Genomic DNA, 21,646 nt, shown 5'->3' on the forward strand with positions numbered 1-21,646 from the left:
TCCCCATTTCCGCTGGAAATATTACTAAAAAATATGACGTTATTCAGAACCTTCTCGCCAAAGGGTTGTGATTTTCCTCATGAGGGTATTATAAATATTAAGGTAGTGTAGAGTTGTGTTAACTTCATGAAAAGAGCAATTAGCATCAAGGGGGATTTGATTCATGTCAGCAACAGACAGGCAAAAAATTGTAGATAGTGTCCCGCAAACAGGATTTTTTGGACATCCTAAGGGACTATTCACACTCTTCTTTACTGAATTTTGGGAACGTTTTTCCTATTATGGCATGAGAGCGATCCTTGTTTACTACATGTATTATGAAGTAAGCAAAGGCGGGCTCGGATTTCCAGAGGATATGGCCCTTTCAATTATGTCTATCTACGGATCACTCGTATATATGTCTGGAATTATAGGTGGATGGCTTGCGGATCGAATTTTTGGGACTTCGAAGGCAGTTTTTTACGGCGGCGTTCTAATTATGTTTGGGCACATTTTATTGGCGATACCGGGAAATGCCACGCTATTCTTTTCTTCGATGATTATGATCGTGCTCGGAACCGGACTTCTTAAGCCCAATGTATCAAGTATTGTAGGCGAAATCTACAGCGAACAAGATAACCGCCGCGACGCTGCTTTCAGCATTTTTTATATGGGTATTAATCTCGGCGGATTCATCTCTCCACTGATTGTAGGCGCTGTAGGTATGAATAATTTCCATCTCGGTTTCTCGATTGCCGCGGTGGGCATGTTTATTGGATTAGTTGTTTACGTAGTGACTCGCACCAAAAATCTAGGTCTGGCAGGTACGATTGTACGCAACCCGATTCCAGCCGAACAAAAGAAAAAATTATTTACTTGGATTGGTATTGGACTAGTTATACTTGCTTTATTAGTTACGGTCGGCATTCTTACTGGAGCACTCACCTTTAAGACATTCATTAAGATCGTAGGGGTGTTAGGACTACTTATTCCTACAATGTACTTTATTGTGATGTACCGCAGTCCCAAAACAACAGCTGTAGAGCGATCACGGATTCTCGCGTACATCCCTTTATTTATTGCTTCGATTATGTTCTGGGCGATTCAGGAACAAACTTCAACAGTTCTAGCAAGCTTTGCTGATAAGCGTACCCAGTTGGATTTTGCAGGCATACACATTTCTCCAGCTTGGTTCCAGTCGCTTAACCCGCTGTTTATTATCGCCCTTGCACCTGCATTTGCATGGCTTTGGTTAAAGCTCGGTAACCGCCAACCAACGATTCCACAAAAGTTCTCGCTTGGTTTATTGTTTGCCGGTCTGTCCTTCCTAGTGATTCTGGTACCGGCTTACTTCGGTGGAGCCAATTCACTGGTGAATCCATTATGGCTGGTTCTCAGCTACTTTATCGTCGTCATTGGAGAACTATGCTTGTCGCCTGTTGGCTTATCAGCAACGACCAAACTGGCGCCAGCTGCTTTTACTGCTCAGATGATGAGCATGTGGTTCTTGTCCAATGCTGCTGCACAAGCTATTAATGCTCAGATTGTGAAGTTCTATACCCCGGATACCGAAATGCTGTACTTCGGAGTCATCGGCGGAGTCGCCATTGTGCTCGCGTTAATTCTCTTCCTGTTCTCTTCTAAGATTCAAAATTTCATGAAGGGTATACGATAAATATATAAGGCTGCCGGAATATTCCCGGCAGCCTTTTTTTGAATCAATATTCTAAGCCAGGTCTACACCAGAAACATAGCAACAATCGTTGTAACTATCAGCCCAATCAGCACCGGTTTCACATTGCGTCTAGCGAGCTCAAATGGACTTACGCCGCAAATGGCGGCGGCTGGAATCAATGCCCATGGGATTAGCGTTCCCCCGCCAACCCAAATGGCAGATACCTGACCGAGCGAAGTTAAAGTAGCTGCGTCGGAATGTGTGGCAACTGCGAACAATTTTCCGATGGACCCCGCAAGTGAGATTCCCGAGAACCCTGAACCATCAAGGCCCGTAATGGCCCCTGTTATGGTAGCGGTCACAGCACCTACAGCACCATTTAGAGGTACATTATGCGCCAGAGCAACCCCTAAATCATTAACAATTCCCTGAGATGCAGCAGGTAAGACTTTACCAAACAATTCAGCAAAGGCCGAATCTCCCAGATAGAAGAATGCCGCAATCGGAATTACTGGACCGAATACTTTAAAGCCAAATGTAAGTCCATCGATTAGATATGAGGTGACTTGCTCCAGTCCCTTATTACGATGTGCGAGCAACGTAACTACAACCAAGATAAATACAGCAGTCCCGCCAACTAAGGCCGTTGCGTCTCCACCCTGTAAATCCAGCAGAAACATGCCTGCTACATCAGCTAGAAACAGGAGTGGGATAACAATCGCCAGCCATTTCTTCAGTGTGGGAGGAATCACCGCTTGACCCTCGACCGCGTCATTGTCTGCAGCTAGCGCACTCGCGGCATTTTTCCCGGAAATAAGTCCGTCTCGCCAAGTACCGTTCTTCTGGTCTCGTCGCATCATCCAATAGGCTGTTACCGTAGTGACTACACCCATCACTATAACAAGCGGAATACTCGCTTCCATGACACTGCTTACCGGAAGTCCTGCCGCATCTGCCGTCAATTTAGGTGCACCTTGAATAATATAATCACTCGACAGCGCAATCCCATGACCGAATAGATTCATCGCAATCGCTGCTCCAAGTGCAGGCAATCCTACACGAATAGCAACGGGCAGCAGCACAACCCCTATCAGGGCCACTGCTGGCGAAGGCCAGAAGAACCATGATGTCACCATCATAATCAAGCCAATGCCCCAAAATGCCATAAACGGCGTACGTAAAAAACGGGTAAGCGGGGCAACCATCGTCTCGTTTATTCCGGTACGTGTTAACACTCTGCTCATGGCTACAATGATCGAAATAATCATAATCGTACCCATTAACTCCTTTGTTGCATATACAAAAGAGTTGAATACGCCTGTGACTGAACCACTTATCGTTTCTGTCGCGAGCCAGCCTAATACAAAGATGCCTGCAATACAGATCATCGTTGTATCCCGCCGCTTAATCAGAAGTGCCATAATGAACACGATGAATGCCAAATATACATAATGGAGCGCTGTTAATTGGATGCCCATCTCTGAACCACACCCTTCTCCTGCTTACAAGTGCTATATGTTATGCAGAGTTGTAGGCTAATGTTCGGTAGAAATGGGCCATTAAATGTTTATCATTTAAATAGAAAGAGACGCTTTTGCTAATGTAAAAAAAGCCGCCCCACGCGTAGATAATATCTACGCATGAGACGGCTTTCTTAGTGTTGCCTATTTAGAAATTTATTATTTAGCCACGACTCCGCCATCAACTGGCAGCTCAACACCCGTAATGTAAGAAGCTTCGTCAGAAGCTAGGAACAATACAGCTTCAGCTACTTCAGAAGCACGTCCAACGCGTGGCAATGCAGTCTGGGACATAAAGAAGCTATGCATTCTTTCATCATTTACAAATTCAGCACTCATTGGAGTTTCGATAAAGCCTGGGTGAACAGAGTTCACGCGAATGTTATCTTTACCAAAGTCTACAGCTGCTGCTTTACTCAGCATACGAACGGCACCTTTAGAAGCTGTATAAGCGCCGGCACCACTGCTGCCAGTCAAACCTGCGATGGAGGAGATATTGACGATGGAACCACCTTTATTGTTCTTCATTTGAGGAACAACATGTTTCATCCCAAGGAATACGCTGCTTACATTAATGTTCATTACTTTGTTCCATTGATCAACAGTGGATTCAAGCAATTGAACTGGGAACGAGATCCCTGCGTTATTTACCAGGATGTCGATTTTTCCAAATTTGCTAATCACATCTTCTACAACTTTGATCCAGTCTTCCTCGGAAGCTACATTATGTGCATAAGCTGCGGCTTGTCCACCATTGGCTTCGATTTCTTTTACAACTGCTTGTACAGCAGCTTCGTTAATATCAGTTGCTACAACTGTAGCACCTTCTTTGGACAATAAAAGGGCTTCTTCACGACCCATGCCACTGCCTGCACCTGTAATAATTGCTACTTTATTAGTTAGACGATTCATAATTAAGTCTCCTCTATAATCGTATTGTGATATAATAATTCCAGTGATGATAGTCACACTATCACTGTGATATTTATCATATCATTTTTACGAAATAACTACAACCTCTCCTTGCTTAATCCAATAAACGGTGGATATAATACTAATAATTAAAGAACCTAATTAAAAAATGGAAGGGTCTATCCCTCATGAATCCTAAAGCACGCTATGAAAAAGAACGATCTGAAGGTAAACAGCAGCGATTATATACGATTCTCGAATCAGCAGAACGAATATTTTCGCAAAAAGGAATTGAAAAGTCGACGATGCAGGATGTCGCAAGCGAAGCAAATATAGGGATTGCGACGTTGTTTCGATATTTTCCTAGAAAAGAAAAGCTAATCGTGGCGGTGGCTACCCGAATGCTAGAGCCAATGCTCGATTACTTTAAGCATGTAGCCGACTTACCACTTACCTGTCTCGAAAAGATCGAGATGTTATTTGATTTCTTTATTCAGGATCAAAATCATTTAAGCATTATTTTTATGGTCAATTTTGAAAGCTATGCCTCTCACTTAAATGAGCCTGTTGAGGACGTTCTGGATTTCAATGCATTAAACCGTAAGATTTGGCATGAGTACTCCAGGATCATTCAAAATGGGGTAGAAGACGATTCTATTCGCGCCGATCTCCCTGTGAAAGAGACCTTAATCACGCTGATGAACAGCTTTGCTCTTTTTTCCAGAAAGCTAACGATGAAAGAGAACATCCTCCTGCTAGAATCGGATTTAGACTCCGACAAGCAGCTTGAGCTTCTTAAACAAATCTTTCTAGAGCATTTAAAAGCCTAAAAAGCGCCAGTTTCCTTATGAGGGGAACTTGGCGCTTTTTTGATCATAAATTGGATTGCTAGTGAAAAGGACAGGTGGCCACAGGTGATCGCTGATAAAGGAAACGAGGGCTGTAATCATATTCTTTCAGTTTACTGTCATTCCAAATCGGTGTAGACGACGGAGACATAGGGGGGATCAGCCATGACCAGCGTCCCGAAACCTGACGTCCATGTCCCTGCTCCTGCTCTTGAAATCTCACAAATTGATCGGCTGCTGTATGGTGATCAACGATACTGACCCCAGCTTGCTTAAAGGAATACAGTACTGCACGATTCAACTCAAGAAGCGCCCGATCCTTCCAAAGCGTTGTGTTACTGGAGCGGTCAAGTCCCATTAGATCAGCTACAGCCGGCAAAGTGTTATATCGTCCAGTATCCCCTAAGTTACGTGAGCCAATTTCGGTCTCCATGTACCAGCCGTTAAAAGGAGCCGCGGGGTATAGAATCCCGCCAATCTCCAACTGCATGTCCGAAATGATCGGCACAGAATACCAGCGAAGCTGAAGCTCTGCAAAACGTTCAATTTCAGGATGAGTTAACGGTACCTCCTGAATGAGGTGTTGAGGAATAGGAAATACATGGGGGTACCCATTACCTATGCTGATCACTAGCGGCAATACATCATAATTGCCCCTTGTTCCCTGCCAGCCTAGTTGTTGGCACACTTTCGTAAATTCATCCGATGCCGGATCACCAGCGCGTTCATGTTCAGCATCACCAGGATATCCCGCGTAACGAATCAATTGATGGTTCCAAATCCGGATTCTCCGATCAGGAGCTTCCCCGCTGCGGAAGACCGTGATAAGTGGACGAATCCGACCTCCATTATTCGCCTTTTCCAGATGTCGCAGCAAAGCTTCAGCAATATCCTCCTCGGTCTCTGCCAGACGTTCATCCATCAGCTCAATGGATTGCCAAAAGAGGCGGCCAATGCAGCGGCTATTATTTCGCCAAGCCATTCTTGCCCCATGAGCCAGCTCTTCCGTTGTATGTGTATAACTCCCGGATTGATTAATTTCTTCTCGTACGGCTTGGATGCGATGATCCATCTCAGCTTCAGTCTTATCAAGTTCAGCGTAACATTGTCGAATGAAAGCCTCCGCCTGCCGGGTTAACTCTTCAATGTCCTTACCATTCATATCGTTTATCTCCCATCCAAGCTCTTGCTAGAACCTTCAATCCAGTATACCATCCTCAATCCTAAGCTACATCCTTAAGGAAACAGTACATGAGAGTGCACGAGAACAACCCGTGAAGCTTAGTCGCTTCACGGGTTGTAGCAGGAACATCTAGCGTTCTGAACGTTTCCCTTGCGTCTTCAATGCAGCAAGCCTGCTCTTATCCTCGGCCAGCAGTTCTTCAGCCAACTCCACACCTTGGGGGCCTAATGAGGCCTGAGCTTGTTCTACCGCCTGTTCGGTATGCGCCAAACGGTTCTCAGCCTGTGCCAAAGTCTGTTCTGTTGGATGACTAAGCGCCTGAGAGACAGAGAAATGAAGCTTGCCTAAAGCATTTTTGGCTTGAGTTACATTGTCGTTCGCTTGCAGACTGGAATCGGGTTGTTTCATAAATGAAATTCGCTCCCTTCTGAAATGCGCCTGTTCTCTTCTAGCATGGTTTAGGATAAGTAACTTTATGCATACACCTACTGGATGATGGATTGCATGAAAGTAGTCATTTCTTTGCTGGCCTTATTCAAGCGCTCAATTACCCCGCTGAATTCGGTGACCAGTTCTGCTTGTGCGTGTGAAGAAGCGGAGATCGCTTCAATTTCCAGCTCCATTTGTTTAATGGATTTTTGAACATCACTGAGTGATTTTTCAATATTATGGGTTGCTTCTTTGGTATTTACAGACAGTTTGCGTACTTCCTTAGCCACAACGCCAAAGCCCGCCCCCTGCTCTCCTACACGCGCAGCTTCGATGGCTGCATTTAGTCCTAGCAGATTCGTCTGCTCAGAAATCTCACGAATGAAGCTAGTAACCTTATTTACTTCTTGAGACTCCGTTACCGCTCTACGTGTATTATCTAATATTTGCTGGGAGGTAGCCGATAATTCTTCAGATTGTGCAGCTACGCTCTGAACCATATCCATTAGGTGATTGCTTATCCCATTAATCTCGTCTGTAAATACTTCAAGCTTATTCTCGTTCTCCAGTGTGTAGGCAATTGCGAACACGCCTACTACCTCGTTGTCTGTTCCATATATAGGCACACATGTTGAAATCACAGGAGATCCATAAATTTCTGCTGGAATCCGGTTAAAGGTAACCTCACCTTTCAATCCATTTGAAAGCGTTAGGTCTTCAGGTGGAATAGGACTTCCTTTAGCCAGTCCAAAATCAATGGCATTACTCGGAGTATAATACTGGAAGATTTCCCTGTCCGTAATACCGATCATAATATCTTGCGAGTGAAGCTTTTTGAAGTAAGGTGCTGCGAGGACTAAGGCATCGATAATACTCATCTGTTCATCTCCCATTAAGTAAATGTATATGTAAGTTTATCGACACAATGGGTGACATAATGAATATTGTCATAGTAAAGTAACAATCCTACCGTAGGATGGATTCATGAATACTAAACCTATTAGCAGACGTCAATTTCTGAAGAAAAGTGCTCAAGTGTCGTTGGGGCTGCTTGGAAGCGCTGGTGCAACCGGCATTTATTCACATTGGGTTGAGCCCTACTGGCTTGAAGTTAAACATATAGATATAAAGCTTCCTCTACTCCCTCCAACATTCGATAGATTTCGTATCGTTCATTTCAGTGATTTACACTTAGGCGTATATACGAAGTCCGAAGCCTTAACAGAGTTAGTAAAGCAAGTTCAACATGTAGGACCAGATCTGATTTGCTTCACCGGGGATCTGCTGGATCATTCTGTCGATTATATTTCTGAGGCTGTAGACATCTGTTCACAGTTGCGGGCACCCTTTGGACAATATGCTGTGTTAGGTAACCATGATGCTTTTGGTACTAGGAAAGCTGTGACGAAAGGGTTAACGCAATCTGGATTCCACGTACTTCATAATGAACATATTGTCTTAAAAAAAAATGCGGAGGCGCTTTATCTAGCTGGAGTGGATGATCCGTGGGTCGGCAAAGCAGACATTCATCAGGCGCTACGCCATATCCCTGATAAGGCATGTACTCTACTCCTTGCGCACGAGCCTGATTTTGCCGATGAATACAGTGATCTTCCCATAGATCTGCAATTGTCCGGCCATAGTCACGGAGGACAGGTGCGTCTCCCATTTGTAGGTGCCTTGTATACCCCGCCGCACGGCAGTAAATATTCAAGTGGATTATACCAGCTCCCAGATAGTAGACTCCAGGTCTACACCACACGCGGAATTGGAGTGACTCGTATGCCTATACGTTTTAATTGTCGTCCCGAGCTTACCGTAATTACTTTAAAGTCCTCATGATTGTGTCAAAAATTAATAAATGGTTAAAAAGTATATACCTTTTGCACGTCTATACAACAACACTGTAACCGTGTTTGTAATCAAATCTATTGGGGGCCTAGGTATAATTGTAGGAGTGATAGATAACATCAAAAATCATAATGAACTACATAAGCCCATCATTGGAGAGGAGAAATTAAATCATGAACAAAACTATGAAATGGACGTCTGCTGTATTAGCTACTGGAGTATTATTTGGAGGTACTGGATTCTTCGGAGGGAATTCTGTTCAAGCTGCAACTACCGGTACAAAAACAGTCAAACAAGCCGTTCAGCAGCCTTCTGTGGTGCTTAAATATAAAGGCCAATTCTTAACGCAGCAAGGAAAAATCGTAGATGGAAATACCATGATCCCTTTAACCGTATTGCGTGATGCCTTCGGCCTTGCTATTCAATACAATTCAACCACAAAGACTTACAGTGTAGGTAGTGACTCGGTGAAGCTGAACATGGAGGTCTCTGACTATGGCGTCAGTACCGATTTAAACGGATATTACATTTATAGCATGACCGGAAATCATGAAGTGAAGATGATCAATGACCGTTTATATGTTCCATTTAAACTGTTAAATGATTATTTAGGTGTTCAAGGCGTATATAATCCAGCTCAGAAATCACTTGAACTTAGCAAGAAGGTGATGAATGACATCAAGATCACCTCTGTTAACTTAGACAAGAGCAATAAGAATGCTAATATTAAAGTACAATATCCACAGATCAGCGGTCTGACGGATGAATTACAAAACACGATTAATACCACCTTCAAAAAAGAGGCTGAACTATTCGTGTCAGAGGCTGAGAAAGAGTCTAGCCGTAGGGATGGCACGATAGAGAATAAGTATGATTACTCTCAAAATTATGTTGTCACCTTTAACCGTCAAGGCGTGCTTAGTATTGTAGTTGATCAATATGGTTACAGCGGTGGAGCACACGGCGGTACCATGCGCGAGGGACATACCTTCTCGCTGAAGGATGGTAAGAAGATAGAGCTTAAAGACCTGCTAAAGGCAGAACCAAACTACAAACAAAAGCTAGATAAAATGTTGAAGGCAAGCACCAAGGATATTGCTTTTCCGGAGTCAACTGGTGGACTCACAGATAAACCAGCCTTCTACGTCAGTGAAAGTGGCTTAGCTATCTTCTATCAACAATATGAAATCGCACCTTATGCAGCTGGAATTCCTACCTACACCTTTAATTTCAGTTCAATATTGCCTAAAGGCACCGATCCATTCGCTTCTTTCAAATAAATACTAACGCATAACAAAAAGCGCTTCAGCCAATCGGCTAAGGCGCTTTTTGTTATCTATATTATTCTTCTAAACTGCCGGCAGGACCAAAAAATTCAAAATGAATTCTGTCATCAGGTACCCGCCATTCCTTGAGCGCCTTATATATGACCTTCATAAATGGGGTCGGCCCACAGAAATAGAATTCAGAGTTCACATCTGCTATTTCTTGAAGCCAAGAAAGATCAATATAACCAGATCTATTGTACTGGTCTCCTTCGTTTGGAGATTCATAACATACATAGGACCGAAGAGAAGAATGAGATTGCGCTAAATCTGCCACCCTATCTTTCATAGCATGCAAACTTCCATTGATGGCTGCATGAATATAGGTTACCTCGCGTTCTGGCTGTGCAGCAACTATTGTCTCCAGCATACTTACCATTGGGGTTAAGCCTACACCCCCACTGATTAGAACCACCGGAGTGTCACTACGCTGATCCAGTACGAAATCGCCCGCTGGAGAGCCCACTTCTAATATAGAGCCTACTTGGACGAAATCATGCAGATAAGCGGATACGACGCCCGCAGGTCTGTCTATCCCTTCACCTTCCCTTTTAACAGTGATACGGTAATACGCCTGTCCCGGAGCACTGGACAAACTGTAGTGACGAATATGGGAATATTCTTCCCCCTCGGGCTGAACACGAACCGTGATGTACTGACCCGGGAAATAAGAAGAGATAGCCCCTCCATCCTCTGGAGACAGGTAAAAGGAAGTAATATGCTCACTTTCACTAACCTTCCGAGTGACGACAAAGTTTCTGAATCCACTCCAGCCCCCCGGAGCTTCCGCAGCTTCACGATACTTTTCTGCTTCCACACCAATGAAAGCATCTGCGATCACACCATAGGCCTTGGCCCATGCACCTATAATTTCCGGAGTTGCCGCATCGCCAAGCACCTGCCCAATCGCAGCTAACAAGGTCTCACCCACGATCGGATAATGCTCAGGCAATACACCCAGTGCTCGATGCTTCTCTGCAATCTGTTTTACCACCGGTAAGATATTCCCTAGTTGATCAATATTCATAGCCGCTGCTAGGACTACGTTGGCAAGCGCTGTCTGCTGTCTGCCTTGCCGCTGATTGGCATGATTAAAAATATTCAATAGCTCTGGATGGTTTTCAAATAACATACCATAGAACGTCGTAGTAATGGTTGTTCCATGAACCTGTAATACAGGAACTGTTGATTTTATAATAGAAATCGTTTGTTGATCTAACATATGAATACCCTCTCTCCTGCAATTTGATAATGCCTCTATAAAAAGCATATAGAAGCTGCAAATGAGCGAGTGTGCGCTGAATCACTTTAAAACTTAATAAAATGTGAATAAACAGAAAATGCAATGATATCCATCACATTCGAATGCCCAATCCAAAAAAAAGCTGTCCAAGCAGCTCAGGTAGCCACCGGACAGCACTTTCACTCTTATTTTGCCAGCTCCACAAAGCCTTCTCCGAACACATCTCTTACATCGTGAATGGCGATAAAAGCCTCTTTATCAATCGATCTTACAATTTTCTTAAGCATGGTTACTTCCTGTTTGCTAATGACTATATAGAGCAGCTCTTTAGGTTCTTTAGTATAATACCCTCGGCCATAAATGACTGTGACCCCTCTATCCATGATTCCATTAACTTGTTCAGCAATTTTGTCCTGCTCCTTGGATACAATCGTAACGGCCTTCTTAGGATTCACTCCCTCAATAATGAAGTCCATCACCTTAGTCGCTATATAGAGCATCACAATCGTAAACATCAGACTTTGAACACCAATGATGAAATACGAAGCAAATACCACAACTAAATCGACTAGGAGAAGAGCGTAGCTAACGTTCCAATCCAAAAATTTATGCAGGATTCTGGCGATAATGGTTGACCCTGCGGTCGTTCCACCCACACGTATGATCATTCCGATACCCACACCAGACAAGATGCCTCCAAATATTGCATTGATGATCAACTCATCGCTGGCGATATGCCAATTCTTCGTAAGAATCAGGAATAACGAGTTAAAGAACACCGCAATAATCGTGTATACTGTCGTCGTTTTGTCCAGAAATTTATAACCCACAATCAATAATAAAGCATTAAGAATTAAGCTAACAATACCTGGTGACCACTGATACAAATAGTATGTAATCATAGTCAGTCCCGTTACCCCGCCTTCACCGAACTCGTTCGGAATCACAAACAAGTTAACGGCCAAGGAAAACAGCAATGCTCCTACAATGATGGAAACAATATCCGAAATACGCTTTTTCATACCATGCCCCTTCTATCCTCTGTCTATATCTACCATCCACAAATACTAACACCGCTTCGATATAGTTGTAAACAATCCAGAAGAAACCAGCATTCTATATATGGTGTAACCGACTACCCCACCGCAAGTGTTTAAGATCAAATCATCCACGTCAAAGGTGCCGATATACAATACTAATTGTGTAACTTCAAAGCTCAGACTCAGCGCAAAAGAGAGCATGAAGACCTTTTGAAATAACCTTACTTTTTGCGACAACAGCATTGGAACAAAGACTCCAAACGGAATAAATGCAAGAAGATTGCCCACTAAATTAAGTGATGAAAAAGGATCTGAAAGTGACAGATGCTCTATCCCCCGCGAGATCTCTTTAAAGGGTACATAGTTGCCCTGTCGCTTAAAAATTCTGTCGGGATGCTCGAGCATACGCCCTGCCTGTTCCCAAAGTGATTGCAAGCTAAAAGGTGCGCCTTTAAATACGATAATTCGGATCAAGAAATACATATAGATGATGAAGACAGCTGCCAGCAATAATTTCATAGTTGACTTGTCCTTAGGCTCTGTACTCATCAAAATGTAGTGACAATTACGCCATCCATATTATCGCCCGACGTTTTATATTGCCCTTCCTTTGGAATCTTAATACTTGTATATCCTGATACTGGATAATAGTTCACCGTATATGTTTTGCCGTCTACAACCGTTGAAATTTCACTATTCTCCTTCAAAAGATCTAAATATTGTTCCAGCACGATCCCCTTCTCCTGAATGATCGCACTGTGCGGCAAGCCGACATAACGGAAGTGCCAAGGTTCATATTTAATCCCCGTAATCTCCGTTTTGTCTTTCGGATAGCGTAGAATAAAGCCGTATTTCCACGCATTCTTTTCCAGCCATTTGCCTTCAGGTGCTTTGCTCATTTCCGATTGAGACGATCCGATGTCCAGCGATAATCCTAAATTATGTTCGCTATATTGCGCCGGCAGAGCATAATCTGAACCTTTTTCCTCATACAATTGCTCTTGCTCCTCAAAGTCCCTGTACCCACTGCTAATTAAAAAATGATTCACGCCATCCTTCTCAGCAGCCTTGATCATCTTATTGAATTTATGTGCTACACTTTCAGACAACCGAATCGAGGTATCTAGTAATCCATAGCCCTGAACCAGATCCTTCTGATCAAATAAGGTCACAATATCAGACTTCACGCTGTCCTCACGTACCGGATATTGTTTGTTCACCAGCAATAAATCCCCTTGATATACCTGATCTTGCGTAACCACCTTTAAACTATCGCTATCTCTAATCGATCCCTTCTGGATCTTATCATTCTTATCAGCTAAATTACCCGTATCCGGTAAATAACGAGCGGCAGCGTAACCAAGAAATAACACAACGATCACCAAAAAGCCCCACTTTTTCATCCGTAATGTCCTCCCATTTCCTTAAGACGTTTATGCTTGATAGGAATAGAATAACGAAGACACTTTAAAGAAAAGCAGGACAATTATAAAGTTTTTCTTAAAATGTATAAGGGCTCAGCGGCCTTACCCAGTAAAGGTATATCCTACACCCCAGATTGTCTTAATAAATTTGTTCTTATTGATGTCTTCACCAAGCTTTTTGCGCAAGGTACGGATATGCACCATGACCGTGTTGCCACTCTCATAATAAGCTTCTCCCCATACCTGCTGGAAGATACTCTCCGCGCTAAACACCTGCTTAGGATGGCTCGCCAATAAATGCAGAATATCAAACTCTTTCGGAGTTAGGTCTATTACCTCGCCGTAAAGAGTGACGGTATGTTCATCTGGTGAAATCGTCAACCCACCAACTTCAAGGACCGACTTAAGAACGGCTGCGGGCTGACTGAATTGTATAGAGCGCCGTAGTTGAGAATTAACGCGGGCGACTAACTCCATGGGATTGAACGGCTTGGTCATATAATCATCTGCGCCCATGACAAGTCCCGTGATCTTATCCAGATCAGAAGTCTTCGCACTTAAAAAAATAATCGGCAGATGATGCTGCTCCCGAATGTGACGGGTTACCTCATAGCCATCCAGCCCTGGCATCATAATATCCAGAATCGCCAAATCTATCGTTTGGGACTCAATAGCTTGTACCGCTGCCCGCCCATCGGATACTTTAATGATATGATACCCTTCTTTTTGCAAATGCAAAGCCACCAGATCCGCAATCTCCGCCTCATCATCGGCAATTAAAATCGTAATACGCTTCATCTATATTTCACCCCTGTAGTTTTGTGCTATATGATCTCCATCCATTATACCCCAAACTTAAAAACCACTCCTAGGATGAAGTGGTTTTGATGAAATCTATGATGAATCAATAGAACTGTTGTAATATTATTTACCGTCGTTATGTCTACAAATAATCTTTTTGATGAAGAAAGGTCTAGTTAGAGTTCAGTACTACTGGCTTGCCGATACAGCTCACGACTCTTATAACCAGCCTGTAGAATCTTCTTCATTTCCTCTTTACGCTTAGCTCTTGTTGCCTCTTGTTTGGCACTATAGACATATCGAGCCCAGTCTTTGCGGTATCCCGGGGTAAGCGATTCATAGATCGCAAGCAAATCCGACGTATCTTTCAGATCTTGCTCCACATTTGGAATGAAAGAAATATAGTCATCCACAGATTGACTTGGGGTATTGGAAAGCTGACCTTTCCCCTTAGCGTCCTCTTTTAACCCCACAACTGTAAAGACATCATCCAAACCTACCATGCGTGCAAATTTAATATTGCTTGTCCCGATGTAGCCATTCTCATCACTGCCCAAACCCTCTAGTAAGTCGTCACGATGAATAAAGGTCGAATACACTTTGTTTCCCTTTTTAGGATACGCCACAAAGAGATAGCCATTCTTATGAAGATGCTGTTGCTCAATCACACGGTTCACTAGTTCCTGTAACGACGCCATGTCTAGTACAAAGGCAAATATAAGATCATACGCCCCATTTAGCGAAGTGTCATAATCCGTCAATTCCGCTAAATAATCGGAGTCTTCTGGTTTACTCAATATCGCTACTTGGTTGTATTTTTGTAAGTTCAGCTTTTCTACGATGGTTTTAGTCACTATGCTTCATCCCCCAAATGTATTCGGATGCTTCTTCATCGTGATCATTATAGCCTAATCGCTACCCAATCTAGAACATTCTACGGGCCGTCACAAAACGCTTCTTCCACTTCTCACTCAGGGCTTCATAATGGACGCCTTGCTCCTTAGAATACGTATGCAATATCTGATTATTTCCTGCATACATGGCAACATGACCAATGTCGAGACCACGTGCACTAAAGAACAGTAGATCTCCTTTGCGCAGTTCGCTGATCCCAACTTCCTTCCCTTCTTTGGCTTGATTATAAGAGGCGCGTGGCAGATCCACCGACAACACGTTCTCTAATAAATGCCCTACGAAAGAAGAACAGTCAAAGGTAGACGTCTGGTTCGTCGCTGCACCGAATTCATAAGGGGTTCCCAGATACTTTTCTCCGTAAGCAAGCAACGCGCTTCCCTGCTTCTCAGCGAGCGACTCACTAGTATAATCGCTATATTTCGGTTTAGCAGATATGTACCCCGTCTTGTTGTCTTGCGTTCGCACTTCTAACCACAAAGCATCCACTTCTCTAACGATATGGACTTTATCGCCTACGGACAACATTTGCTGGACACCTGATTGATCCGATGAATTCGGCGAACTGCGCAGGTTAACCCCATAACGAATCGTTGAATCGTAATTCAGTGCTGAATAGATGCGGACGATCCGATTGTTAGCCTCCCACTTCACGGTGCTACCTAGAGCCTCGCTGACAAAACGCAGCGGCATCATCGTATTACCACCGACAACCTGACCCGGAACGGTTAAGCCTAAGGCTTGTCCATTTTTATTCGCGGTTAAATCTCCTATTTGATAAGTCAGTACCAACGCTCCCTTAGTGGCCTTAACTGTTTTGGTATCGTTGTTCCATGAAATCTTTGCTCCCTGTTCTTCAAACAGCTTGCGCATGGGAATAAGCGTTGTACCGTTTATGAGCAAGGGCTGAACCTCTAATTCAAGCTGCCGATCATCCAGAAAAACGCCTGTAACCTGATTCTGCGGCGTCACCGCCGCATGGGCTGGAGCAGTATAGAGTATAGATGTAAGTAGTACAAGTAGTGTAGCTTTCTTATGAATCCTCATGATGTCATCACCTCGTTGATTGATATGTTCGATTATTATTACTAAAAAAAGGGTAATTAGTTTTGTTACAATTATTGGGGTTGCTGTCTAACTACAGCTCAAACCATGTAAAAAGAAGACTGCGGTCACCTTTCGGTGCCACAGCCTTCTTTTTAATCCACTTCAAAAATAGAATCAATAATGATCGGAAGATTATCCCTTACAGAAACAGCGCCCAATACCGAACGAGCATGACTGCCCTTGTCTCCGAATACCTCCAGCATTAAATCCGAACAGCCATTGAGCACTTTATGATGTTCTTCGAATAAGGGTTCTGCATTCACAAATCCTTGAATTTTGACCACTCTCTTCACTTTATCCAAGGAGCCTAAAGCTGACTCAAGGACGGCAAGGATCTCTATACCAGTCTGACGTGCAAAGTGATAGCCTTCTTCGGTGGTGAAGTCTTGTCCCAGCTTGCCTTTGGGATGCCCGGCAGGTCCTTTTCCCGATACAAAACATAATCCATTAACAATAACGAAGTTAGCATATTTTGCCGCAGGTTCACTAGCACTAGGTAGGACAATACCTAATTCCTCAAGTCTATCCGCTATGATTTGATCCGCCACTTCAGTCTCCTCCTCCAATCAGTACAACCTCAATAAATTGGTAAGATTATACTGATTAATCCAGAAAGGATCAATCCTATTTTGCTTCGACCTCTGCTTCCCATCTCGATATCTCAGCTCGAACAATTGGCGCTACTTCAGTACCCAATAGTTCAATGGCTCTCATTACATCCTTATGAGGCATCGTACCTAGCGGTACATGCAGCATAAAGCGTGTAATCCCTACGTGTTTGCGTAGGTGAATAATCTTCTCAGCAACAGTGTCTGGATCTCCTACATATAAAGCACCTTCAAATCTACGTGCCGCATCAAAGCTCGCCCGACTATAATGACCCCAGCCACGCTCACGACCAATCACATTCATGCTAGCCTGCGTAGAGGGGAAGAACATATCGGCCGCAAGCTGATTATCCTCTGCAATAAAGCCGTGCGAGTGTGAGGCAACCGGAAGCTTCGACACATCATGTCCTGCTTGGGCCGCCGCTTTCTTATAGAGCTTCACCAGTGGAGCAAATTGCAACGGACTTCCTCCAATAATTGCGAGCACAAGTGGCAGCCCGAGCAGGCCAGCACGAATCACAGATTCCGTATTGCCTCCACTACCAATCCATACGGGCAAAGGATTCTGAACGGGGCGCGGATAAATCCCCAGATTATTAATGGCTGGTCGGTGATTTCCACTCCAGGTTACTTTTTCAGATGCCGTTATTTTTAACAACAGGTCCAGCTTCTCATCGAATAACTCATCGTAGTCATTTAAATCGTATCCAAAGAGCGGGAAAGATTCGATAAAAGAACCCCGGCCTGCCATGATTTCTGCCCGTCCATTTGAGATTCCATCAAGTGTTGCAAAATCCTGAAATACACGTACTGGATCAGCAGAGGACAGCACGGTTACCGCACTGGTCAGCCGAATTCGTGTCGTCTGTGAGGCAGCCGCAGCCAGCAAAACAGCTGGAGAAGATGCGGCATAATCCTTTCGATGATGCTCACCCACACCGAATATATCTAAACCCACCTTATCTGCAAGAACAATCTCCTCTACTACCTCGCGCAATCGCTGTGCATGGCTTATTAACTCCCCCGATTGAACATCCGGTGTTGTTTCTACGAACGTACTGATACCTATTTCCACTTACGATTCCCCCTTAACTATAATTTTCTCTTCGAGTTGTTTGTTTGATTATAACACAAGTTACGTTCAAGCATAGCTAGGCATTAATGCCTAGCTCCAGCTTGTCCAAAAACTCATTTTTAAAATTTGCAGAACATCACTGACAAATAGAGGATTTTGATGAAATATGTTGAAATGATCTAAAACAAGTAGCTCTCATGCATCTCATGCTTGATATAGGAGGGACATATGCTTCAAAGAAATAAACACAAAAATTCCATATCCAAACAAACCTTCAATCCTGTTCGGGGCTCCTTAAAAATCGCCATAATATATTTTATTGTTGGGTGCTTATGGATCCCTTTAACAGATAAGGCCGTTTCCACTTTTACGCGAGATCCGGAGTGGATAAGACTTATTAATATAATTAAAGGCTGGTTCTTTATTCTCATAACAGCTTTGCTTATCTTTGCATTAATTCTAGGTACTCTGAAACGGATTAAAAGGATCGAGAAGAAGCTGGATCTTGCCTATAGAGATAGGGTGAGCGCCCACGAAAATCTAGAGGCCGCCTATGAGGAAATCACAGCTACGGAAGAAGAACTCAGACAGCAATATGATCAGCTCATTGAGAATCAAGAGAAGCTAGCCATGAATGAAGAAAGGATGCATTACCTGGCGTATCATGATCTATTAACCGGCTTGCCCAACAAATTAGCTTTTTATGAGAATGGGCCTCACATTTTGGAACTGAATAATATTGCAGCCTTAATGTTCATCGACATTGATTACTTCAAATATGTAAATGATACGATGGGCCATGAATTTGGTGACCGCCTAATTGTTAAGGTTAGTGAGAGATTGGTGTCCCTGGTTGGGAGTAGTGGGGAAGTGTATCGTTTCGCCGGGGATGAGTTCATCGTTCTTTTATATTCTATTGAGAACAGTCAGTGTATAACTAGTGTAGCCTCTCACATTATTGCCGGTTTTAAAGATGCGATTGAGATGGATGACAGTCTGCTACATGTTAGCCTAAGCATCGGAATCAGTGCTCACCCCGAACATGGAAGTAATATTATGGAACTCCTTAAATGCGCAGACATCGCTATGTATAAAGCCAAAGACGCTGGCAAGGGTCAAATTATTGTCTTTGATCAACCGCTCAATGATACCTTTACTGAGCGAATGAACATTGAGAAGCAGTTGTATAATGCTTTAGAGAAAAATGAGCTAGAGGTATTCTATCAACCCCAGATTGATCTGACTCAGAACAGAGTGACGGGACTAGAGGCTCTTATGCGCTGGAACAACCCTATACTAGGCATGGTCCCTCCGGATAAGTTTATCAAAATAGCAGAAGATTCCCACCTCATTATTCCTCTCGGGGCGTGGGTGCTCAGAACAGCCTGTGCCTTTTTAAAAAGCCTTCATGAGCAAGGATTATCACATCTGACGATGTCTGTTAATATTTCAATGCTGCAGCTACTGCAAAGTGACTTCAATGAGTTAGTTTTAGACACCTTGCAAGCCTCCGGACTAGACCCTGAATACTTAGAGCTGGAGATTACAGAGAGTGTTCTGGTTGAATCTTACGAATATGTGAGCAGTAAACTTACTGAACTCAGAGCTCACAACATCAAAATTGCCTTGGATGACTTTGGTACCGGTTATTCCTCCTTAAGCTATCTTACTCATATGCCGATCTCGACTTTAAAAATAGACAAGTCCTTCATTGATTCCATTCGAACAGGGACACATCAAGCCGTTCTTGTCGAACAAATTATTATGATAGGTAAACGCATGAATATGTGTGTTATTGCAGAAGGTGTGGAGCGAACTGTACAACTCGATTACCTACAGGAGCAAGGCTGCGATAAAATTCAAGGTTACTTGTTCAGTAAGCCACAGTCCGCACAGAGCGTAAAAGAGCTGCTAACCGAGTGGGAGAAGGTTTCGAGCTTAAATGAATAAAGATGAACCTATTTTTTTATATAAGAAGGTGTTACCGAATTGAATGTCATGACATGGATTGACTTATCATTATTCTTCGTTCTTTTCGTTCTATTCATCTACATATTTGTTACTGTAACAATCACTAACTTACATAAGGTTTACTTGACTTTCCATTTCACGATGATGTTATGGCCCTTCTGTCAATTTGCTCTCAAAACTACAGCGGATCCCGATGTTCAATTGTTTTATGTGAAGCTCGCTTTTATTGACTCGATACTGTTAACGATTGGATGGCTCCTTTTTACGATATTTCTCACTGGAAAATCATATCTCCTCCGAAAAAAGAAAACGCTGATCCTATACATTGTCGCAGCATTGATCTTAATTGGAGTGATCGTCAATCCAAAGCAAAGCTTTGTACTGCCAATGCATGGTGGATATGTTGAAAGATCTTATGGTCCGCTTTTTTGGCTGTTTATTCTCTTCTTGATCTGCACCATTATTATTTCTCTGTATATCATCTATTCAGCACTTATATCGAACGCCACACAGCGGATCAAAAAACAGGTTACTCATGTACTCAAAGGTGTGATAGTGCTGACTGTATTTGTATTACTGGATGTCTTTCTTAATGTAGTACTGTTTAAATCTCAGCCAGTGATTCCGGGGATGACCTCTCTGGGGATACTAATCTCTGCCATCTTTTTCGTCATTGCCATCCATCGTGATAAAATATTTGATCTCGTAACCATTGCTCATCAGGATATCATTGACACACTCACACTAGGTATTCTTGTACTGGATGATAACGAGACTGTAGTAGAGATCAACCGATCGCTTTTGCCAAAAATCAACCTACAGATCGGTGATCGCTTCGACTTATCGGCGCTAACACCCCTGGAGCAGACTGCCAGCGCTTTCCGATTGTTTCAACATACATATCTTAAACAGCCCATGGAGAGAAGCGAAGTTGAAGTATTCTACACCTCGCTCCAAGCATACATCAATATTACAGCGGAACCCATTGTCGTAGGCGAGATCATGGTTGGACGGATTCTCACCTTTCAGGATAGAAGCGAGCTGCATCGCCTCATTGCTGAGACTAATCAGCAGAACGAGGTCCTGCAAGAGCGTAATCTGGCATTAATTGAAATCCAGAATGAGCTTTCTCAGACCAACCAAAAACTCAAGCAGATGGCCATAACCGACAGCTTAACAGGTTGTTATAACCGTCATTACTTAACGCAGTACTTAGAACAAGAGATTATAGAAAATATGATATTGAAGCAGCCTTTTGCCATCATTCTACTGGATATCGACTTTTTCAAAACGGTGAACGACAATTACGGCCATTTAGTGGGCGATGTTGTAATTTGCAGCACGGTAGAGGTCATTAAGCAATCGCTAAGGGAGACGGATATTCTGGCACGCTATGGCGGGGAAGAGTTTATCGTCTATTTACCAAATACGAACCACACACAAGCAAACCTCTGGGCAGAGCATATCAAATTCATGATAGAGGCTAATAAAGTACATGTGGATGAGGTTGCTCATTCTGTATCCATCACTGTAAGCATGGGACTACTGTCCATTAATAATTTTGCAGAGCAGTATGCAGAAAGTCCGACCAATCAACTAAATGATTTATTCGAATCTGTGGACAAGGCTTTATATCAAGCCAAAAATGCAGGACGAAACCAAATTGTTGAAATCATAAGATGACACGCCTTTAAATATTACCTAAAAAAGAAAGAATCAGCCCTACTTCTATCGAAGGTATGC

General features: G+C 43.2%; 20 protein-coding genes. 6 read left to right on the plus strand and 14 right to left on the minus strand.

Annotation, left to right across the window (positions count from 1 at the left end; genetic code table 11):
- Positions 1-163 precede the first annotated feature (163 nt).
- Positions 164-1,654, plus strand: a complete 1,491-nt coding sequence (locus ACWNM1_RS01220; RefSeq protein ID WP_449599258.1) for a peptide MFS transporter — start codon at positions 164-166, stop codon at positions 1,652-1,654.
- 62 nt (positions 1,655-1,716) lie between these two features.
- Here ACWNM1_RS01220 and ACWNM1_RS01225 read toward each other — a convergent pair whose 3' ends face one another.
- Positions 1,717-3,132, minus strand: coding sequence for a hypothetical protein (locus tag ACWNM1_RS01225; protein WP_449599259.1), 1,416 nt, complete (start codon positions 3,130-3,132; stop codon positions 1,717-1,719).
- A 201-nt stretch (positions 3,133-3,333) separates the two neighbouring features.
- Entirely contained in the window at positions 3,334-4,086 is a 753-nt protein-coding gene (locus tag ACWNM1_RS01230; RefSeq protein ID WP_076284950.1) for an SDR family NAD(P)-dependent oxidoreductase, read from the minus strand.
- 188 nt (positions 4,087-4,274) lie between these two features.
- Here ACWNM1_RS01230 and ACWNM1_RS01235 point away from each other — a divergent pair, with 188 nt between their 5' ends.
- Positions 4,275-4,916: a TetR/AcrR family transcriptional regulator gene (locus ACWNM1_RS01235; protein ID WP_449599261.1), complete on the plus strand. Its 642-nt coding sequence runs from the start codon at positions 4,275-4,277 to the stop codon at positions 4,914-4,916.
- Positions 4,917-4,974: 58 nt separating this feature from the next.
- Here the strand turns inward: ACWNM1_RS01235 and ACWNM1_RS01240 are convergent, their stop codons facing one another.
- The 3 genes from ACWNM1_RS01240 to ACWNM1_RS01250 all read right to left on the minus strand — a co-directional run bounded on the left by ACWNM1_RS01240 (position 4,975) and on the right by ACWNM1_RS01250 (position 7,424).
- Entirely contained in the window at positions 4,975-6,096 is a 1,122-nt protein-coding gene (locus tag ACWNM1_RS01240; RefSeq protein ID WP_449599263.1) for a nitric oxide synthase oxygenase, read from the minus strand.
- Between the two features lie 150 nt (positions 6,097-6,246).
- Positions 6,247-6,525, minus strand: a complete 279-nt coding sequence (locus tag ACWNM1_RS01245; protein WP_076121620.1) for a hypothetical protein — start codon at positions 6,523-6,525, stop codon at positions 6,247-6,249.
- Between the two features lie 77 nt (positions 6,526-6,602).
- On the minus strand, positions 6,603-7,424 hold the full coding sequence (locus ACWNM1_RS01250) for a methyl-accepting chemotaxis protein (RefSeq protein WP_449599264.1): 822 nt from the start codon (positions 7,422-7,424) through the stop codon (positions 6,603-6,605).
- A gap of 106 nt (positions 7,425-7,530) precedes the next feature.
- Between ACWNM1_RS01250 and ACWNM1_RS01255 the strand changes: the two genes are divergently transcribed.
- Positions 7,531-8,388 (plus strand): metallophosphoesterase, encoded by an 858-nt coding sequence (locus ACWNM1_RS01255; RefSeq protein ID WP_449599265.1) that lies wholly within the window; start codon positions 7,531-7,533, stop codon positions 8,386-8,388.
- Positions 8,389-8,570: 182 nt separating this feature from the next.
- Positions 8,571-9,677 carry a PdaC/SigV domain-containing protein gene (locus tag ACWNM1_RS01260; RefSeq protein ID WP_449599266.1) on the plus strand — a complete coding sequence of 369 codons (1,107 nt, stop codon included), beginning with the start codon at positions 8,571-8,573 and terminating at the stop codon, positions 9,675-9,677.
- 61 nt (positions 9,678-9,738) lie between these two features.
- Here ACWNM1_RS01260 and hmpA read toward each other — a convergent pair whose 3' ends face one another.
- The 9 genes from hmpA to ACWNM1_RS01305 all read right to left on the minus strand — a co-directional run bounded on the left by hmpA (position 9,739) and on the right by ACWNM1_RS01305 (position 17,932).
- Positions 9,739-10,944: an NO-inducible flavohemoprotein gene (gene hmpA, locus ACWNM1_RS01265; protein ID WP_449599267.1), complete on the minus strand. Its 1,206-nt coding sequence runs from the start codon at positions 10,942-10,944 to the stop codon at positions 9,739-9,741.
- A gap of 206 nt (positions 10,945-11,150) precedes the next feature.
- Complete coding sequence (locus ACWNM1_RS01270) at positions 11,151-11,987, minus strand: YitT family protein (protein ID WP_449599268.1); 837 nt, start codon at positions 11,985-11,987, stop codon at positions 11,151-11,153.
- A gap of 45 nt (positions 11,988-12,032) precedes the next feature.
- Complete coding sequence (locus ACWNM1_RS01275; RefSeq protein ID WP_449599269.1) at positions 12,033-12,524, minus strand: VanZ family protein; 492 nt, start codon at positions 12,522-12,524, stop codon at positions 12,033-12,035.
- 29 nt (positions 12,525-12,553) lie between these two features.
- Positions 12,554-13,408, minus strand: coding sequence for a M15 family metallopeptidase (locus ACWNM1_RS01280; RefSeq protein WP_449599270.1), 855 nt, complete (start codon positions 13,406-13,408; stop codon positions 12,554-12,556).
- Between the two features lie 123 nt (positions 13,409-13,531).
- The gene (locus ACWNM1_RS01285) at positions 13,532-14,227 is read right to left on the minus strand and encodes a response regulator transcription factor (RefSeq protein WP_042192843.1); all 696 of its coding nucleotides are present in this window, start codon (positions 14,225-14,227) and stop codon (positions 13,532-13,534) included.
- A 179-nt stretch (positions 14,228-14,406) separates the two neighbouring features.
- The gene (locus ACWNM1_RS01290) at positions 14,407-15,087 is read right to left on the minus strand and encodes a YdeI/OmpD-associated family protein (RefSeq protein WP_449599404.1); all 681 of its coding nucleotides are present in this window, start codon (positions 15,085-15,087) and stop codon (positions 14,407-14,409) included.
- A 67-nt stretch (positions 15,088-15,154) separates the two neighbouring features.
- The gene (locus tag ACWNM1_RS01295; RefSeq protein WP_449599271.1) at positions 15,155-16,189 is read right to left on the minus strand and encodes a C40 family peptidase; all 1,035 of its coding nucleotides are present in this window, start codon (positions 16,187-16,189) and stop codon (positions 15,155-15,157) included.
- A 152-nt stretch (positions 16,190-16,341) separates the two neighbouring features.
- Positions 16,342-16,797 carry a RidA family protein gene (locus ACWNM1_RS01300; RefSeq protein ID WP_449599272.1) on the minus strand — a complete coding sequence of 152 codons (456 nt, stop codon included), beginning with the start codon at positions 16,795-16,797 and terminating at the stop codon, positions 16,342-16,344.
- A gap of 76 nt (positions 16,798-16,873) precedes the next feature.
- The gene (locus tag ACWNM1_RS01305; RefSeq protein WP_042192850.1) at positions 16,874-17,932 is read right to left on the minus strand and encodes an LLM class flavin-dependent oxidoreductase; all 1,059 of its coding nucleotides are present in this window, start codon (positions 17,930-17,932) and stop codon (positions 16,874-16,876) included.
- Positions 17,933-18,160: 228 nt separating this feature from the next.
- On the opposite strand from ACWNM1_RS01305, the gene ACWNM1_RS01310 reads away from it, so the two are divergent.
- Entirely contained in the window at positions 18,161-19,882 is a 1,722-nt protein-coding gene (locus ACWNM1_RS01310; RefSeq protein ID WP_341051161.1) for a putative bifunctional diguanylate cyclase/phosphodiesterase, read from the plus strand.
- A gap of 48 nt (positions 19,883-19,930) precedes the next feature.
- Positions 19,931-21,586 carry a histidine kinase N-terminal 7TM domain-containing diguanylate cyclase gene (locus ACWNM1_RS01315; protein ID WP_449599405.1) on the plus strand — a complete coding sequence of 552 codons (1,656 nt, stop codon included), beginning with the start codon at positions 19,931-19,933 and terminating at the stop codon, positions 21,584-21,586.
- Positions 21,587-21,646: the final 60 nt, after the last annotated feature.

The sequence above is a fragment of the Paenibacillus sp. Marseille-Q9583 genome, from assembly GCF_976954365.1.

What these genes read in the sequence shown, in the direction of transcription:
- ACWNM1_RS01220 (WP_449599258.1), top strand. Translation starts at nt 164, where the DNA reads ATGTCAGCAACAGACAGGCAAAAAATTGTAGATAGTGTCCCGCAAACA.
- ACWNM1_RS01225 (WP_449599259.1), bottom strand. Translation starts at nt 3,132, where the DNA reads ATGGGCATCCAATTAACAGCGCTCCATTATGTATATTTGGCATTCATC.
- ACWNM1_RS01230 (WP_076284950.1), bottom strand. Translation starts at nt 4,086, where the DNA reads ATGAATCGTCTAACTAATAAAGTAGCAATTATTACAGGTGCAGGCAGT.
- ACWNM1_RS01235 (WP_449599261.1), top strand. Translation starts at nt 4,275, where the DNA reads ATGAATCCTAAAGCACGCTATGAAAAAGAACGATCTGAAGGTAAACAG.
- ACWNM1_RS01240 (WP_449599263.1), bottom strand. Translation starts at nt 6,096, where the DNA reads ATGAATGGTAAGGACATTGAAGAGTTAACCCGGCAGGCGGAGGCTTTC.
- ACWNM1_RS01245 (WP_076121620.1), bottom strand. Translation starts at nt 6,525, where the DNA reads ATGAAACAACCCGATTCCAGTCTGCAAGCGAACGACAATGTAACTCAA.
- ACWNM1_RS01250 (WP_449599264.1), bottom strand. Translation starts at nt 7,424, where the DNA reads ATGAGTATTATCGATGCCTTAGTCCTCGCAGCACCTTACTTCAAAAAG.
- ACWNM1_RS01255 (WP_449599265.1), top strand. Translation starts at nt 7,531, where the DNA reads ATGAATACTAAACCTATTAGCAGACGTCAATTTCTGAAGAAAAGTGCT.
- ACWNM1_RS01260 (WP_449599266.1), top strand. Translation starts at nt 8,571, where the DNA reads ATGAACAAAACTATGAAATGGACGTCTGCTGTATTAGCTACTGGAGTA.
- hmpA (WP_449599267.1), bottom strand. Translation starts at nt 10,944, where the DNA reads ATGTTAGATCAACAAACGATTTCTATTATAAAATCAACAGTTCCTGTA.
- ACWNM1_RS01270 (WP_449599268.1), bottom strand. Translation starts at nt 11,987, where the DNA reads ATGAAAAAGCGTATTTCGGATATTGTTTCCATCATTGTAGGAGCATTG.
- ACWNM1_RS01275 (WP_449599269.1), bottom strand. Translation starts at nt 12,524, where the DNA reads ATGAAATTATTGCTGGCAGCTGTCTTCATCATCTATATGTATTTCTTG.
- ACWNM1_RS01280 (WP_449599270.1), bottom strand. Translation starts at nt 13,408, where the DNA reads ATGAAAAAGTGGGGCTTTTTGGTGATCGTTGTGTTATTTCTTGGTTAC.
- ACWNM1_RS01285 (WP_042192843.1), bottom strand. Translation starts at nt 14,227, where the DNA reads ATGAAGCGTATTACGATTTTAATTGCCGATGATGAGGCGGAGATTGCG.
- ACWNM1_RS01295 (WP_449599271.1), bottom strand. Translation starts at nt 16,189, where the DNA reads ATGAGGATTCATAAGAAAGCTACACTACTTGTACTACTTACATCTATA.
- ACWNM1_RS01310 (WP_341051161.1), top strand. Translation starts at nt 18,161, where the DNA reads ATGCTTCAAAGAAATAAACACAAAAATTCCATATCCAAACAAACCTTC.
- ACWNM1_RS01315 (WP_449599405.1), top strand. Translation starts at nt 19,931, where the DNA reads ATGACATGGATTGACTTATCATTATTCTTCGTTCTTTTCGTTCTATTC.